We start from the raw sequence: 15,490 nt of genomic DNA on the forward strand, positions 1-15,490 counted from the left end.
GCTTCCGCGAGATGGAGGCTTCCGGGCGATGAAGGAGAGTGACGCGGTGCCACGCGGGGCCAGCAAGGCGTCCGGGCAGGACCGGCACGGCGGACGGGAAGCACCCGGGGAGCGGGAGGAGGCCACGCCCTTCACCCGCCCTCCGTCGCACGCCGTCGTCGCCGAGGCGCTGCGCAAACGGATCGCGCTCGGCGGCCTGGAGGCGGGGGAGCGGCTGCCCACCGAGCGGGAGCTGGCCGGAGCCTTCGGCGCGGGCCGCAACACCGTGCGCAAGGCGCTGCGGCAGCTCGCGGAGGAGGGGCTGGTGGTGACGACCCTGGGGCGGTCCGGCGGCACCCGGGTCGCCGAGTCCGCCCCGGGTACGGGCGGGGGAGCGCGGCGGGCGTCAGCCGAACGGGCCGCCGTGGACGCGGAGTTCCGCGCCACGCTGCGGGACTACATGGAGTACCGGCAGGCCGTCGAACCCCTGGCCGCGCGGCTCGCCGCCGAGCGGGGCGCCACGGGCGACCGGCGGGAGCTCGTGCGGCTGGTGGAGGAGCCGGTCGGGGATCTGGAGACCTACCACCGTGTGGACAGCCGCTTCCACCTCGCCGTGGCGGCGGCCGGCGGCAACGAGGTGGTGCGCGAGGCGGTGGCCAGGGCCCGCGCGGAGATGTTCATCGGCGGCAACGCGCTGTGGCTGCGCTCCGACTGGAAGGTCGTGTACGGCGAGGGCGGCGACCTGGGCCAGGTGTTCCGCGAGGAGCACGAGGCCATCGCGCACGCCGTGCTCGCGGGGGACGGGGAGCGCGCCGAGGCGGCCATGCGGGCTCATCTCGGCGACTCCTACTGCCAGTTCCTCCGCCTGCTCGACCACTTCGCCCGGCAGACGTGAACCGGGCCTCGCGGCGGGAGGGGCGGGGCGGCGGCTGTTGACCGGAGCGGGTGGCGCTCGTAGCCTCGCTGATTGGGTCCATCGAGATCCAATCAAAGAGCCCTCCTCCCGACCGCACCCCCGCAGGAGCCCCCCGTGCACAGCTACGACGAGAGCCTCACCGAGCAGATCATGGACCATCTGCGGCACCGGCTGAGCCTCCCGGAACCCCCGCTCGGCAGGCTCGGCGACCAGGAGGAGCTGAGCCTCGCCCTCAAGGACGCCATCGGCCCGGGCCCCCGCCCGGCGGGCGACGTACTGCGCACGTACACGGGCGAGTTGGAGCCCACCGTCCTCTCCTGCGACCACCCGGCCTTCCTCGCCTTCATACCCGGCGCACCCACCAAGGCCGCCGCGCTCTTCGACATGGTGCTCGCCGCCTCCTCGCTGCACGGCGTCTCCTGGCTGGAGGCGTCCGGAGCGATCGCCGCCGAGAACCAGGTGCTCCGGCTCCTCGGCCGGCTGGCCGGAATGCCGGAATCGGCAGGCGGCTGCTTCGTCAGCGGCGGCTCGGCCGGCAACCTCTCCGCGCTCGTCGTCGCCCGCGACACCGGACGCCGCCGCCTCGGCCTCACCGGCCACGCACCGGTCCGCATCGCGGTGAGCGACCAGGTGCACTCCTCCGTGGGCAACACTCTCCACATCCTCGGTATCGACGCGCTCGTCGTGCCCACCGACGACCACCGCATGACCGGCGAGGGCCTGCGCGCCACCCTGGACGCGGCCGAAGGCGACGGCGGCGCACCGGTCGTGGCCGTCGTCGCCACCGCCGGCACCACCAACGCGGGACTCATCGACGACCTCGCGGGCGCCGCCGAACAGGCCCGCGCCCGCGACCTGTGGTTCCACGTGGACGCGGCGTACGGCGGCGGCGCGCTGTTCGTACCCGAACTGCGGGAGAAGATGGCCGGCATCGAGCACGCCGACTCCCTCGTCATGGACCCGCACAAGTGGATGTTCGCGCCCTTCGACTGCGGCGCCCTGCTCTACCGGCAGCCCCAGCTCGCCCGGGCCGTCCACACCCAGGACGCCTCCTACCTCGACGTCATCCACGGCGACGAGGGAGAAGAGGGCGGGACCGAATGGAACCCGAGCGACTACGCGTACCACCTCACCCGCCGCCCGCGCGGGCTGCCCCTGTGGTTCTCCCTCGCCGTAAACGGCACCGACGCCTACCGCGACGCCGTACGCCGCGGCCACCAACTCGCCCTGCGTACGGCCGAGTTGGCGCGGAACACCGGGGGAGTGGAGGTGCTGCGCGAGCCGGAACTGTCGGTCGTACTGCTGCGCCGCGAGGGATGGCAGCCCGCCGACTACGACGCCTGGTGCAAGCAACTGCTCGCCGAGCAGACCGCGTTCATCACCCCCACCGTGTGGGAGGGCGAGACGGTGCTGCGGCTGGCCTTCCTGCACCCCGGCCTCACGGAGGACACCGTCCGCACCATCCTCACCTCGCTGACGGCTGCGTGAGCTGCGGTGCGTCGAGAGGCGGGCGGGCCGGCCGCTCGGGGGCGACCGCACCTGTGCGCCGGAACTCGCTCGGGCTGACGCCCCGGATCCGCTTGAACGCCGCGCTGAACGCGAACGCGTCGGAATACCCGACCGCGTGGGCGACTTCGGCGACCGTAGCCGCCTCACGCTCGGCCAGCAGGTCGGCCGCGAGCGTCATGCGCCAGCGGGCGAGGTAGGTCAGCGGCGGTTCGCCGACCAGATCGGTGAACCGCTTGGCCAGCGTCGACCGCGACACGCCGGTCCGGCCGGCCAGCGAGGCGACCGTCCAGGGCGCCGCCGGTTCCGCGTGCAGCAGGCGCAGCGCGTCGCCGGCCACCGGGTCCCGCTGGGCGGCGTACCAGGCCGGCGGCTCACCGCCGGGCCGGTCGAACCAGTCGCGCAGCGTGCAGACCAGCATCCAGTCCAACAGCCGGTCGAGCACGACCTGTTGGCCCGGCGCGTCGACGGCGGCCTCGGCGGCGAGGTGCTCCAGCACGGCGTCACCTGTGCCCCCGGCGCCCACGCGCAGCACGACGGGCAGCGCGTCCAGCAGCCTGCGGCTGATCTCGCCGCGCACGGGATAGGCGCCGACGATCAGGGTCGTGGCGCCGTCACCGGCGTCCCCGCAGCGGTCGTTCCAGCCGAGCCGGTGCCGGGTCCCGCCCTGCTCGGGCGTCGCGCAGTGCTCGCCGCACGCGACCGGTTCGGCCCGCGTGCCGACCTCGTCGACGAACGTGAACGGCGCGGGCCCCCGCACGATGACCGTCTCGCCCGCGCGGAGCTGTTCGGGCGGACGGTCCTCCGGCACGATCCAGCCCTCGCCGCCGAGGACGGTGCACAGCGTCAGCGGCGCGCCGTCCACGAAGCGCAGCGCCCAGGGCGGGGACAGGGTCGAACTGCCGAACAGCGAGCCCTGGGCCCGCATCCCGCGGAAGAGGTCACCGAAAGCGTCCACTCCACCGAGGTTAGACGATGACAAAGGTGATCCGGCCTCTCACCCATGGAATCGTCTGAGCGGACACCGTTGAATCGCTGCCATGCGTAACGACATGAACAACGACACGACCCTCGTCCTCGGCGCCACAGGCAAGACCGGCCGGCGGGTCGCCGCCCGGCTGCGGCTGCGCGGTACGCAGGTACGCGCCGCCTCCCGGACCAGCCCGGCCCGCTTCGACTGGACCGACCCCGACGGCTGGGACGCGGTCCTGCGGGGCATCACCGCCGCCTACGTCGTACCCCCGGCCGTGCCAGGCCCTGTGCACGAATTCGTGGCGCGGGCCGAGGCCGCCGGCGTACGGCGTCTGGTCCTGCTCTCCGGGCACGGCGCCGACACCTGGGGCGACTCCGCGTTCGGGTGGGACATGCGCTCGGCCGAGGACGCCGTGCGCGACTCGGCACTGGAGTGGACCGTTCTGCGGCCGTCCAACTTCGACCAGAACTTCGACGAGGACCTCTTCCACGCCCCGCTGGCCGCGGGCGAGTTGGCGCTCCCGGCGGGAGCGGTTCCCGAACCGTTCATCGACCTGGAGGACGTCGCCGACGCCGCGGCGGCGGTGCTGGCCGAGCCCGGCCGGCACGCCGGGCGTACGTACGAGCTGACCGGGCCGCGCGCGCTGACCTTCGCCGAGGCCGTCGAGCTGATCTCCCGGGCGTCCGGGCGGCCCCTCGCGTACAAGGAGATCTCCCCCGCCGAGTACATCGCCGGGCTCGTCGAGGAGGGCTGGGGCGAGGACGACGCGCGCCACCTCGCCGCGATGTTCGAGCTGATGGAGAGCGGCGCCATCGCCGGAACGACGGACGGCGTCGCCACCGTACTGGGGCGCGAGCCCCGCACCTTCGAGGACTACGCCGTACGGGCCGCGGCCGCCGGAGCCTGGCGGCGCTGAACCCGCTCTCGTCCTCCCTCTTCCGACCTCTTCCGAAAGGGACCACATGAGCACCGCCACCAGCCTGTTGACCGCCGAGGACCTCGAATTCCTCGGACGCCCCCTGCACGGATTCCTCTCCGTGGCCGGGGGCACGCAGCCGCCACAGCCCCGGCCCGTGTGGTTCGAGGCCACCGCTGAGGGGACGGTCCAACTCTTCACGGAACCGGACTCGTTGAAGGTGCGCCGCCTGAGCCGCGACCCCCGCGCCTCGCTCGTCGTGGCCGCACCGGTTGGCGAGCGCGAGCGCTGGGTGTCCGTCACCGGACGTGTCACGGTGGAGGCCGGCGGGGTGCACGACCTCTGTTCCCGCCTCGCCGCCCGCTACTGGGACCTCGGCGACCCGGCGCGGATCGCCGACCTCGCCGCGATACAGGCCGCCGACCAGCTCCGCGTCGTCCTCCACCCGGAGTCCGTACGCCGCTTCGCGTACTGAACTGCGCCGCGACCGCCTGCCGGCGGCACCGGCGTGACCGGCGTGCTCAGGGCTGCTCGGGCGGAACGATCCGGGGGAGGTCGAAGGCGGTGACGGCGGGCGGATCGGCCACCTTCTCGGCCTCGACGAGGCAGGTCTGGGCACTGGAGCACTGGGTGAGGCGGGACGTGCCGGCGTCCCGGGTGACGACGTTCGGATTGCCGTGCTTGTCGAGGCTGCCGGAGGTTCCGGGCGCCTCCGGGTCGTACCAGGCCCCGGTGGGGACCTGGACGACACCCGGCCGGAGGCTGTCGGTCAGGCGGACACCGGCGAGGAAGGCCCCGCGGTCGTTGAACACCCGCACCACATCGCCCTCTTCGAGCCCTCGCGCCGCCGCGTCGGACGGGTGCATGGCGAAAGGTGAGCGTCCCGCGACCTTCTCCGCGCGGCTGTGGGAGGAGTGGTCGAGCTGGCTGTGCAGCTTGTTCCTGGGCTGGTTCGTCAGCAGATGCAACGGATACCGGCCGGCGAGTCCGCCACCGAGCCACTCGGCGGGCTCCAGCCACGCGGGGTGCGCCGGGCAGTCCTCGTAGCCGTACGAGCGGATCGTCTCGCTGGCCAACTCGATACGCCCGGAAGGGGTGTTGAGGGGCGCCCCTTCGGGATCGGCGCGGAAGTCGGCGAGGACGGTGGGTTCGACCTCGGGAACGGGGAATTCGTACGAGTCCCTGCTCCAGAAGTCGTCGAACGGCGGCGGGTCGTAGCCGCGTTCGCGAGCCGTCACGGACGCCTCGTCGTACATGTGCCGCAGCCATTCCATCTCGCTGCGGTGGTGGTGGTATTCGGGGCCGAATCCGAGGCGGTCGGCCAGGTCGCTGAAGATGTCGAAATCGGAGCGCGCCTGCGCGTACGGGGGCACCGCCCGGTGCATGGCGATCCAGTACGTGCTGTTCTCCGCGGCGGCGATGTCGTTGCGCTCCAGGGCCGTGGTGGAGGGCAGCACGATGTCGGCGAACTTGGCCGGCGGATTCCACCACTGCTCGTGGACGATGACCGTACCGGGCTGCTTCCAGGCTTCGAGGAAGCGGTTCAGATGGAGATTGTGGTGGAACGGATTGCCGCCGGCCGAGTAGACGACTTCGGTGTGCGGCAACTCGATCTCGGTGCCGTGGTGTTCGAGCCTGCCACCGGGATTGAGCAGCATGTCGGAGACCCGGCCCACCGGGACCCGCAGATCCACCGGATTCGTGCCCAGATGCATCTTGGGGCGGGGGATACCGGGTGCCCTGTTGAGGGAGATTCCGCTCACGGCGCCGAATCCGAAACTGAACCCTCCGCCGGGCAGGCCGACTTGCCCGAGGATTGCGGCGAGCGCGACGGTCATCCAGACGGGCTGTTCCCCGTGCTGGGACCGCTGTACCGACCAACTCGTATTGACCAGCGTGCGGGTGGCGGCCATCCGGTGAGCCAGTCCGGTGATGACTGATTCCTCGACACCTGTGATGTCCGCGGCCCAGGCGGCGTCCTTGGGGACCCCGTCCTCCGCGCCGAGAATGTACGCCTCCAGTTCGGGATAGCCCGCCGTACAGCGATTCAGGAACGCGGTGTCGTGATGTCCCGTACTGATGAGGGTGTGGGCGAGGCCGAGCATCATGGCGGTGTCGGTGCCCGGCCGCAGGGGAATCCACTCCGGGCCCGACGCGTCCGGCATGTCCTCCCGGCTCGGGCTGATGTTGACCACCTCGATGCCCGCCGCACGTGCTGCGGCGAACCAGCCCGCGCTGTCGTGATTGACCGCCCCGCCGGGGTCGATCTGCGCGTTCTTCAGCGCGGCCCCGCCGAACATCACCATCAGCCGTGTGTGGGCGACGACTTCACTCCAGCGCACGACCAGACGGTCGATGTCGTCCCGGCCCAGAATGTGGGGCATGACACCGAGCGCCGCCCCGTAACTGTGATTCCCGGACTTGTCGACGTAGCCCCCGAACAGCGAAAGGAACCGCTTCAGCACACTGGGCGCGTGGTGCATGCGGCCGGCGCTCGCCCAGCCGTAGGAACCCCCGTAGAGCGAGGTGTTCCCATGCGTCTCCTTGGCCGAGACGAGCGCTTCACAGACCAGATCGAGGGCCTTGTCCCAGCTGACCGGAACAAAGGCCTCGGAGCCCCGGTCGCGCCGGCTGTCCCTTCCCGAGCGCAGATAGCCCTCACGTACGTACGGCTGGTCGATGCGCAATCCGTCGCGTACGACCTCGGGGAGACTGTGCTGGATCGGGGACGGGTCGGGGTCGAACGGCACGCCCGTGGTGGAGACGACCTCGTGCGTTTCCGCGTCCGTTTCCACCCGGTAGACGCCCCAATGGGCAGCGGTCTGGACCGAATTCGTCGCTCGCTTGCTCACACCGATGAGCCCTTCGTATCGCTCCCGCTCGTGTCAGCCGTGACGTCACGGACGCCCCACGGGAAGGAGGACGCCCCGTACACCCTTCGGCTACCCACCCCTGACCAGCGCACCAGTGATCTCCCCCACGATTACGCCCTGGCGGGCGGCCGGCCGCGAGGGGTGGGGGGCGGGGGGCGGGGAAGCTTGGCGTCGCCGGTGCGCCGGTGTGGGGGTACGTCGGGGTGGCCGGGTGCGCCGGGGGTGCGGGGCGCTCGGTGCGGCGTGAACCCCCTGGGCGGGGTGCCCCTCGGGCGGGTGCGCCCGCGCGGGGCGGTCGGCGCGCCGACGGGGCGCGTGACCGTTCGGTGAGGGGTGAGTCCCCGGGGCGGGGTGGCGGGCAGTTGGGCGCGCCGGCGGGGGCGTGGCCGCTCGGCGAGCGGTGCGGCCCTTGTGCGGTGTGATGGGCGCCGGTTTGCCGGTGCCGGTGCGCCGATGTGGGGGGGCGTCGGGGTGGCCCGGTGCGCCGGGGGTGCGGGGCTGCTCGGTGAGGGGTGAGCCCCCGGGGCGGGGTGCCGGGCAGTTGGGCGCGCCGGCGGCGGGCGGGTACGTGGCCGCTCGGGGTGCGCGGTCGGTTTCAGGTGCGGGGGAGGTGAACGGGGCACCGGAAAAAGGCAGGCGGCGGGGCCGTCCGGACGTGCATACTGCGGCAGTCGGTACGAGCGAGATCATGGGGGTGGGACAGTGAAGCTTGCCGAGGCACTGGCCGAGCGCGCCGAACTGGCCCGGCGCGTCGAGCAGTTGCGGAGCCGCGTCGTGGGCAACGCGCGCTACCAGGAGGGCGAGGAGCCGGCGGAGAACGCCGCCGAGCTGCTGGAACAGGCCGACGCGGACCTGGCACGCCTGGAGGCGCTGATCGCGCGCATCAACCGGACGAACGCGACGGTGACCCTGCCGGGCGACGAGACCGTACCGCAGACCCTGACCGCGGCCCTCGCCCGGCGCGACGTACTGCGCCTGCGGCACAGCCTGGTCGGCGCCGCCGCGGACGCGGCGGCCGGCGCCGGACAGCGGGGATACCGCCAGATGCGCTCCGAACTGCCCATGCTCGCCGCCCTCCCCGTCAGCACACTGCGGGCCCAGGCCGATGAACTCGCCCAGGAGCTGCGGCTGCTGGACACCCGTATCCAGCGGGCGAACTGGGAGGCCGAGCTGAGCGAGTGACGCGTACGGCGCCGAGTGACGCGTACGGCGCGAGGGACGCGGACGAGGAGCAGGTAGCCGCACAGGAGGCGTGCACACGCCGCGGGCCGGCGGTATATCCGGTCCACTCCTGGCGCGCGGAGAGCAGCGCAGGGGGTTCGATTCTCCCGCCAACGGTGCAGCTCCGCACGGCGCACAGGTGACGGTGCACAACGCACGGCACATCACCATGTGCAGATCCGGTGCGGTGAGGGCGGGTACGGGGCTCTCCTCGTCCGACCACGCCGAGCCGGATGTTCGGTTGAGGGTGATTTGCACAGGTATGTTCCACCAGTATGCGGAACCTTCCTGTTGTCATGCGTGAAAAGTGTTGTCGCGTACATGCAGGTTTGCTTTTACTGGCACGTCGACGAGCTCCAGCGCAAGTCCTCACCCCCACCGTGCCGAAGGAGACCGACATGGCTGCGCACTCCGAATTCAGACGACGCGCCCTGCTGAGAGGCGGCCTGTCGCTCTCCGCGGCGGGCGCGTTCGGTCTCGGGACCGTCGCCGAGGCCCACGCTTCCCCCGCCGGGAAGCGCGCCGCCCGGGCCGAGCCCCGCATCCTCACCACCGCCGAGTGGGCCGCACGCGCGCCCTCCTCCCCGATCGTGGTGCTGGACCGCGTGCCCACGTACATCGTGGTGCACCACACCTACGAGCCGGGCAACAGTGAGAACTACTCGCTGGAGCACGCGAAGGCGATCTGCCGCCAGATCCAGAACTTCCACATGGACACCAACGGCTGGAGCGACACCGGCCAGCAGTTCACCAACTCGCGCGGCGGCTTCGTCCTCGAAGGGCGGCACCAGAGCCTGGGCGCCGTCCGCAGCGGCAACCGGCATGTGCAGGGCGCGAACGTCGGCGGCCACAACAGCGAGGTCATCGGCATCGAGAACGAGGGCGACTACCGGAGCGCCAGCGTCCCCCGGGCGCAGTGGGACTCCCTCGTCGACCTTGTCGGCTGGATCGCCGGCCAATACGGCACACCCGCCGAGAACATCAAGGGCCACCGCGACTTCAACTCCACGGCGTGCCCCGGCGACGCCCTTTACGGCCGGCTCCAGGAGCTGCGTGACGCCGTGAGCGGTGCCCGCGGGGCCCCGTCCTCCCGGGAATCCCTCGCCTGGCCGCTGCTGCGTCCCGGCGACGCCGGCCCACAGGTGCGCGCGGCCCAACACCTGCTGCGTGCCGCCGGGTTCGACTCGCTCCCCGTGGACGGCGTCTTCGGCGCCGAAACGCGGAGGGCCGTGGCCACCCTCGCCGACCGGCACGGCATCAAGCGGCACAGCTGCTCCGCCGCGTACCACCGGCAGGCCGACGAGACCGGCTACCTGGGCTCCGACATCTGGCCGCTGATCACGCCCGCGATGCGGCCGCGCGGGCACGGCGAGGTCGCCAAAGCCGTGGAGACACTGCACCGTTCGGGCACCCGCACCCTCGACGGCACGCTGGGCCACCGCGACTGGCAGCGGCTGCTCGCCTAGCGGGCGCCTTGCCGGTGCCTTGCCGGTTTCCGCCGGGTGGGGCCGGGCCGCCGGGCGTTGGGCCGTCGGGCGCCCGCCGCCCGGCAGCGTGCTGTGTCCGGTCGTCGCATTCCGAGCGAGGAGAGTGAGCATGACGCAGTTCAGCCGACGGGGCTTCCTCGGCGCGGCCACTGTGGGCGCCGCCGCGGTGAGCGGAGTGCTGGGTGACAGCCGTGCGGTGCTGGCCCAGGCGGACGAGCCGTCCGGACTGACCGTGCGCGACGGGGAGTTCCTGCTGGACGGGAAGCCGTTCCGGATCCTCTCCGGCGCTTTCCACTACTACCGCACGCACCCGCGCGACTGGCGCGACCGGCTGATACGGATGCGGGCGCTCGGCCTCAACACCGTCGAGACGTACGTGGCCTGGAACGTCCACGAACCGCGCCGGGGAACAACCGACTTCACCGGCTGGCGGGACCTCGTCCGCTTCGTCCGCACCGCCGAGGAGGCGGGGCTCAAGGCCATCGTGCGGCCCGGCCCGTACATCTGCGCCGAGTGGGACTTCGGCGGACTGCCCGCCTGGCTGCTGAAGGACGACAAGGACCAGCCGCTGCGCCGCTCCGACGCGGTGTACGAGCGCGCCGTGGACGAGTGGTTCGGCACTCTGCTGCCGCGCCTCGTGGACCTGCAGGCCACCCGCGGCGGGCCGGTCATCGCGATGCAGGTGGAGAACGAGTACGGCAGCTACGACGACGATCACGCGCATCTGGAGCATCTGAAGGACAGCATGCGCGCGCGGAACATCGACAGCCTGCTGTTCTGTTCCAACGGGCCGACCAGGGAGATGCTGGAGGCGGGCACTCTCCCTGACCTGCTGGCCACCGTCAACTTCGACGGCGATCCCACCGGACCGTTCGCCGAGTTCCGCGAGTTCCGCCCGCACGACCCGCTGTTCTGCACCGAATACTGGAACGGCTGGTTCGACCACTGGGGCGAGCAGCACCACACCACCGACCCGGCCGAGACGGCCGGCAACGTGGAGAAGATGCTCAAGGCAGGCGCCTCGATCAACTTCTACATGGCCGTCGGCGGCAGCAACTTCGGCTGGTACGCGGGCGCCAACATGGACGGCGAGCACTATCAGCCGACCGTCACCAGCTACGACTACGACGCCCCGATCGGCGAGTCCGGTGAACTCACCGAGAAGTTCCACGCGATCCGCGAAGTGATCGGCAAGTACGCCCCGCTGCCGGACGGTCCGCTTCCGCCCACGCCGCCCCGGATGCCCGCGCAGACGGCCCGCACGGCCGGTTCGGTCCCGCTGGCGGACTGCCTCGACCAGCTGAGCGGCCCGGTGCACCGCCGCACCGACGGGCCCGTGCACATGGAAGCGCTGGGACAGGCCTGGGGGCTCATCCACTACCGCACCCGCCTGCCCGGGCCGCGTGACACCGCGAAACTGAAGGTCACCGGGCTCGGCGACCGGGCACTGGTCTTCCAGGACGGCAAGCAGACCGGCACTCTCGACCGCAACCAGCCGCACGGCACCGTGGACGTCACCGCCGGCTCCGGCCCCGCCACCCTCGACCTGCTGGTCGACCCCACGGGACGGGTCAACTTCGGGCCCGGGCTCAACGATCCGAAGGGCATCACCGGCAAGGTCCTCCTCGGCGACGAGGAACTGCGCCAGTGGGACATCCGCTCCCTGCCCCTCGACGACCTGTCCGCCGTCCGCTTCCGCAAGGACACCGAAGCGCCGGCAAGCAGCGGACCCGCCTTTCACCGGGCCACCTTGACGGTGGATCAGGTCGCCGACGGCTTCCTCGCCTTCCCCGGCTGGGACAAGGGCATGGTCTGGCTCAACGGCTTCGCGCTCGGCCGCTACTGGTCGCTGGGCCCACAGGTCACCCTCTACGCCCCGGCCCCGCTGTGGCGCCGCGGACGCAACGAGATCGTGCTGCTGGAGATGGAACGGCCCGGCGACCGCGTCGAGTTGCGCGCGGCACCGGACCTGGGCTGACGCGTCCGCCGTACGGCAGAGGCGCGCCTCCTCGCAGGTCGCAGCCCTGCTCCGTCCCCGGCCCGGGAGCGGGGGGCCGGAGTCGGAGGACGTTCAGCTCTGACGGGTGGGCCGGGGTGCCTCGGGCCGGGGTGCCTCGGACTGGGATGCCTCGGGTTGGGGGGCCGTCCAGCTGGCGAGGAGTTTGAGGCGGTCCTCGGAGGTGGTGCCCGGTTCGGCGGTGTAGAGGGTCAACTCGTGCACCGCGCGGTCGGACACGGGCAGGTCCAGGGCGCGGTAGGTCAGTTCCAGGCGGCCGACCTCGGGGTGCTGGAGGCGCTTGATGCCGTCGTGGCGGATGCGTACGTCGTGCGCGGCCCACATGGTGCGGAACTCGGGGCTGAGCGTGGACAGTTCGCCGATGAGCTCGCGCAGCGCCCGGTCCTGGGGCTCGCGCCCGGCTTCGGCGCGCAGCAGTGCGACGGTGGCCTGCGCGCCGTTCTTCCAGTCGACGAAGAAGTGCTGTGAGCCCGGGTCGAGGAAGAAGTAGCGGGGGAAGTTGGGGCGGCCACGCTCGTCCGTGGTGTCGCTGGCGAACATCGGCGCGAACAGGGCACGGCACAGCGCGTTGGAGGCGACGATGTCCCCGCGGCCGCTGCGTACGAAGGCGGTGGACATCGTCATGGAGTCGAGCATCCACTGGACGGACGGCGGGATCTCGACGTCCTTGCGGCGCTGCGGGGCGCGCCGGGCCGGCCGGGCGGCCCTGGCCAGGTCGAACAGGTAGGTGCGCTCGTCCTCGTCCAGCCGCAGCGCCTGGGTCACCGCCTCGAGGACGTCCTCCGAGACGCCGCTGATGTGGCCCTTCTCCAGCCGCGTGTACCACTCGGTGCTCACACCGGCGAGCACCGCGACCTCCTCGCGCCGCAGCCCCGGAACCCGTCGCCGGCCACTGGTGGGCAGCCCCACCTGCTCCGGGGTGATCTTGGCGCGCCGGCTGGCGAGGAAGTCCCGGATGTCGTCGCGGTTGTCGGCGCTGTGGTCCATGCCTTCCACGGTAGTCACGCACGGCCGGGGAGGGAGGTTGAGCTTGTACCCCCCATAACCTCGACCTTCTCCGCGCGCCACGAGGGGGGTTTCGTGGGTGTCGGCCGCTTGACCACGACCCCCGTGTGGAGACGAGAGAATGAGTACGCGAGGAGGTGTCCTCGACGACGCCCCCGGCGACGTACGCGCTGAGGAGCGCGGACGTACGCCCCGCCGGCTGCCGCCGGTGACCTACGTGCTGGCGTTGGGCACGTTCCTGATGGGCACGACCGAGTTCGTGGTGGCGGGCCTGCTGCCCGGGATCGCGGGCGACCTGCGGGTGAGTGTGAGCCAGGCAGGTCTGCTGATCACGGTCTTCGCTCTGGGCATGGTCGTCGGCGCCCCGCTGATGGCGATGCTGACGCTGCGGCTGCCCCGGCGCTGGACGCTGATTCTGGCCCTGGTCGTGTTCGCTGTCGGGCATGTCGTCGTCGCGGTCGGCTCCAGCTTCGCGCTGCTGCTGGGAGCGCGGTTCCTGACGGCCATGGCGACCGGCGCCTTCTGGGCGGTGGCCAACGTGGTGGCCGCCCGCGCCGCCGGTCCCGCCGCGAGCTCGCGCGCCCTGGGCGTGGTGGGCGCCGGCGCCATGCTCGCCAACGTCGTCGGCGTACCGGCCGGTGCCTTCGCCGGTCAACTGATGGGCTGGCGGGGCCCGTTCTGGGCGCTGGCCGTCCTCGCCATTGCCGCCACGGTGCTGATCGCGCGCTGCGTCCCCCACGACGGCCCCGACCACCAGGCGGTGTCGATACGGTCCGAGGTGTCCGCACTGCGCTCCGGCCGCCTGTGGCTGGCGCTGGCGGCCTGCGCGACCACGACGGGCGGCGTGATGTCGACGTACTCCTACATCTCGCCGCTGCTGACCGACCGCGCCCACCTCGCGGCCGGACTGGTTCCGCTGGTCCTGGTCGGCTTCGGCACCGGCGCGCTGGCGGGCTTCCTCCTGGGAGGCCGCCTCGGGGACGTACGCCCGTACGCGACGACCATCGGCGCGGCCGCGATGAGCACGCTCCTGCTGCTCGGCATCTGCCTGCTGTCCGGCTTCGCGGCGCCCACCATCGCGCTGGTGGCCCTGCTGGGACTGTTCGGGCTCGGCGCCAACCCGGTGCTGATCTCCCTGGCCGTCCGCTACGCGGGCCGGGCGCCCACGCTGGGGTCGGCCCTGACCGTCTCGGCGTTCAACCTGGGCACGGCAGTCGGTTCATGGATCGCCGGCCACGCCCTCGACTCCTCCCTCGGCGCGACCGGGCCCGCCGCGGTCGGCACCGCCGTCGCCGCGCTGACCCTGATCCCCACCGTCACGATCGCGCTCATCCACCGCCGCCGGGCGGCCTCCGTCCTGTGGGGCCACGCGGATGCCGGTGCCGGGGGTGTGCGGAACGGCTGACGACAGGGCACCCGCCCCACGCCCCCCATGCGGCCCCGGCCGCTGCAACAGCAATCTCGACAGCAATCCCGACACCTAAGGAACAACCCCCATGCGCGCAGCCATCCTTCACGCCCCCGGTGACGTCCGGGTGGAAGAGACCGGTGACCCGAAGATCACCGCCCCCACGGACGCGGTCATCCGGCTCTCCGCCACCTGCGTCTGCGGCTCCGACCTGTGGCCCTACCGCGGTATCGAGTCCGTCGACCAGCCGATGCCGATGGGCCACGAGTACGTCGGTGTCGTCGAGGAAGTCGGCGACGAGGTCACCAGCGTCAAGCCCGGCCAGTACGTGGTCGGCTCGTTCGTCGCCTCCTGCGGCACCTGCGAGATCTGCCGCTCCGGCTACCCCTCGTCCTGTGTGCACCGTGTGTTCATGGCCGCGGTCGGCACCCAGTCCGAGCGCGCCCTGATCCCGCACGCCGACGGCACCCTCGTACCGCTGCCGGGCACCCCGGACGCGGACATGATCCCCGACCTGCTGGCCGCCTCCGACGTCCTGGGCACCGGCTGGTTCGGTGCGGTGGCCGCCGAGGCCGGGCCCGGCAAGACGGTCGCGGTCGTCGGCGACGGCGCGGTCGGCCTGCTCGCGGTACTCGCCGCCCAGCAGCTCGGCGCGGAGCGGATCATCGCGATGAGCCGGCACGAGCCGCGGCAGAAGCTCGCCCGCGAGTTCGGCGCCACCGACATCGTCACCGAACGCGGCGACGACGGCGTGGCGAAGGTCAAGGAGCTGACGGGCGGGCTGGGTGCCCACTCCGTCGTCGAGGCGGTCGGCACCCAGGAGTCGATGCGGCAGGCCCTCCGCTCCACCCGGCTCGGCGGACACATGGGCTTCGTCGGCGTCAACCACGACGTCGAACTCAGCGGCGAGGAGCTCTTCTTCTCCCAGGTCCACGTCCTCGGCGGCCCCGCCCCCGTACGCAACTTCCTGCCCGAGCTGATCGATCTGATCTGGCAGCGGAAGATCAACCCCGGCAAGGTCTTCGACCTCACCCTTCCCCTGGAGGAGTCCGCCGAGGCCTACCGGGCCATGGACGAACGCCGCGCCATCAAGGCCATGCTCACCTTTTGAGCCACGCTGTCCTTCCGGCCCACGCCGTACGGGCCGCCCGGCCGCCGGGCGGCCCGGCCATCCCAGAGAACAGGAGGC

Annotated in this window: 12 protein-coding genes; 9 read left to right on the forward strand and 3 right to left on the reverse strand. The window is 72.1% G+C overall.

The window, feature by feature from the left end; genetic code table 11:
• The first annotated feature begins 46 nt into the window (after window positions 1-46).
• Together AC3AGO_RS32090 and AC3AGO_RS32095 are read left to right on the forward strand one after the other, a co-directional pair.
• Window positions 47-874, forward strand: coding sequence for a FadR/GntR family transcriptional regulator (locus AC3AGO_RS32090; protein WP_487823782.1), 828 nt, complete (start codon window positions 47-49; stop codon window positions 872-874).
• A gap of 135 nt (window positions 875-1,009) precedes the next feature.
• Window positions 1,010-2,383, forward strand: coding sequence for a pyridoxal phosphate-dependent decarboxylase family protein (locus tag AC3AGO_RS32095; protein WP_487823783.1), 1,374 nt, complete (start codon window positions 1,010-1,012; stop codon window positions 2,381-2,383).
• Here the strand turns inward: AC3AGO_RS32095 and AC3AGO_RS32100 are convergent.
• Window positions 2,361-3,359: an AraC family transcriptional regulator gene (locus tag AC3AGO_RS32100; protein ID WP_487823784.1), complete on the reverse strand. Its 999-nt coding sequence runs from the start codon at window positions 3,357-3,359 to the stop codon at window positions 2,361-2,363. The two genes, AC3AGO_RS32095 and AC3AGO_RS32100, sit on opposite strands and share 23 nt — an antisense overlap.
• Window positions 3,360-3,453: 94 nt before the next feature.
• On the opposite strand from AC3AGO_RS32100, the gene AC3AGO_RS32105 reads away from it, so the two are divergent.
• Window positions 3,454-4,290 carry an NAD(P)H-binding protein gene (locus tag AC3AGO_RS32105; protein ID WP_487824891.1) on the forward strand — a complete coding sequence of 279 codons (837 nt, stop codon included), beginning with the start codon at window positions 3,454-3,456 and terminating at the stop codon, window positions 4,288-4,290.
• A 46-nt stretch (window positions 4,291-4,336) separates the two neighbouring features.
• Complete coding sequence (locus AC3AGO_RS32110; protein ID WP_487823785.1) at window positions 4,337-4,765, forward strand: pyridoxamine 5'-phosphate oxidase family protein; 429 nt, start codon at window positions 4,337-4,339, stop codon at window positions 4,763-4,765.
• 46 nt (window positions 4,766-4,811) lie between these two features.
• Here the strand turns inward: AC3AGO_RS32110 and AC3AGO_RS32115 are convergent, their stop codons facing one another.
• Window positions 4,812-7,142 carry a molybdopterin-dependent oxidoreductase gene (locus AC3AGO_RS32115; RefSeq protein WP_487823786.1) on the reverse strand — a complete coding sequence of 777 codons (2,331 nt, stop codon included), beginning with the start codon at window positions 7,140-7,142 and terminating at the stop codon, window positions 4,812-4,814.
• 723 nt (window positions 7,143-7,865) lie between these two features.
• Here AC3AGO_RS32115 and AC3AGO_RS32120 point away from each other — a divergent pair.
• The 3 genes from AC3AGO_RS32120 (at window position 7,866) to AC3AGO_RS32130 (ending at window position 11,849) form a co-directional block, all read left to right on the forward strand.
• Entirely contained in the window at window positions 7,866-8,345 is a 480-nt protein-coding gene (locus tag AC3AGO_RS32120; protein ID WP_487823787.1) for a DIP1984 family protein, read from the forward strand.
• A gap of 437 nt (window positions 8,346-8,782) precedes the next feature.
• Window positions 8,783-9,850, forward strand: coding sequence for a peptidoglycan recognition protein family protein (locus tag AC3AGO_RS32125; RefSeq protein ID WP_487823788.1), 1,068 nt, complete (start codon window positions 8,783-8,785; stop codon window positions 9,848-9,850).
• A 130-nt stretch (window positions 9,851-9,980) separates the two neighbouring features.
• Window positions 9,981-11,849, forward strand: a complete 1,869-nt coding sequence (locus tag AC3AGO_RS32130; RefSeq protein ID WP_487823789.1) for a glycoside hydrolase family 35 protein — start codon at window positions 9,981-9,983, stop codon at window positions 11,847-11,849.
• A gap of 93 nt (window positions 11,850-11,942) precedes the next feature.
• Here AC3AGO_RS32130 and AC3AGO_RS32135 read toward each other — a convergent pair whose 3' ends face one another.
• The gene (locus AC3AGO_RS32135) at window positions 11,943-12,875 is read right to left on the reverse strand and encodes a helix-turn-helix transcriptional regulator (protein WP_487823790.1); all 933 of its coding nucleotides are present in this window, start codon (window positions 12,873-12,875) and stop codon (window positions 11,943-11,945) included.
• Window positions 12,876-13,014: 139 nt separating this feature from the next.
• Between AC3AGO_RS32135 and AC3AGO_RS32140 the strand changes: the two genes are divergently transcribed.
• Together AC3AGO_RS32140 and AC3AGO_RS32145 are read left to right on the forward strand one after the other, a co-directional pair.
• Entirely contained in the window at window positions 13,015-14,298 is a 1,284-nt protein-coding gene (locus tag AC3AGO_RS32140; protein WP_487823791.1) for an MFS transporter, read from the forward strand.
• 91 nt (window positions 14,299-14,389) lie between these two features.
• Window positions 14,390-15,412 (forward strand): zinc-dependent alcohol dehydrogenase family protein, encoded by a 1,023-nt coding sequence (locus AC3AGO_RS32145; protein ID WP_487823792.1) that lies wholly within the window; start codon window positions 14,390-14,392, stop codon window positions 15,410-15,412.
• Window positions 15,413-15,490: the final 78 nt, after the last annotated feature.

The organism is Streptomyces sp. BL1 (assembly GCF_057628045.1).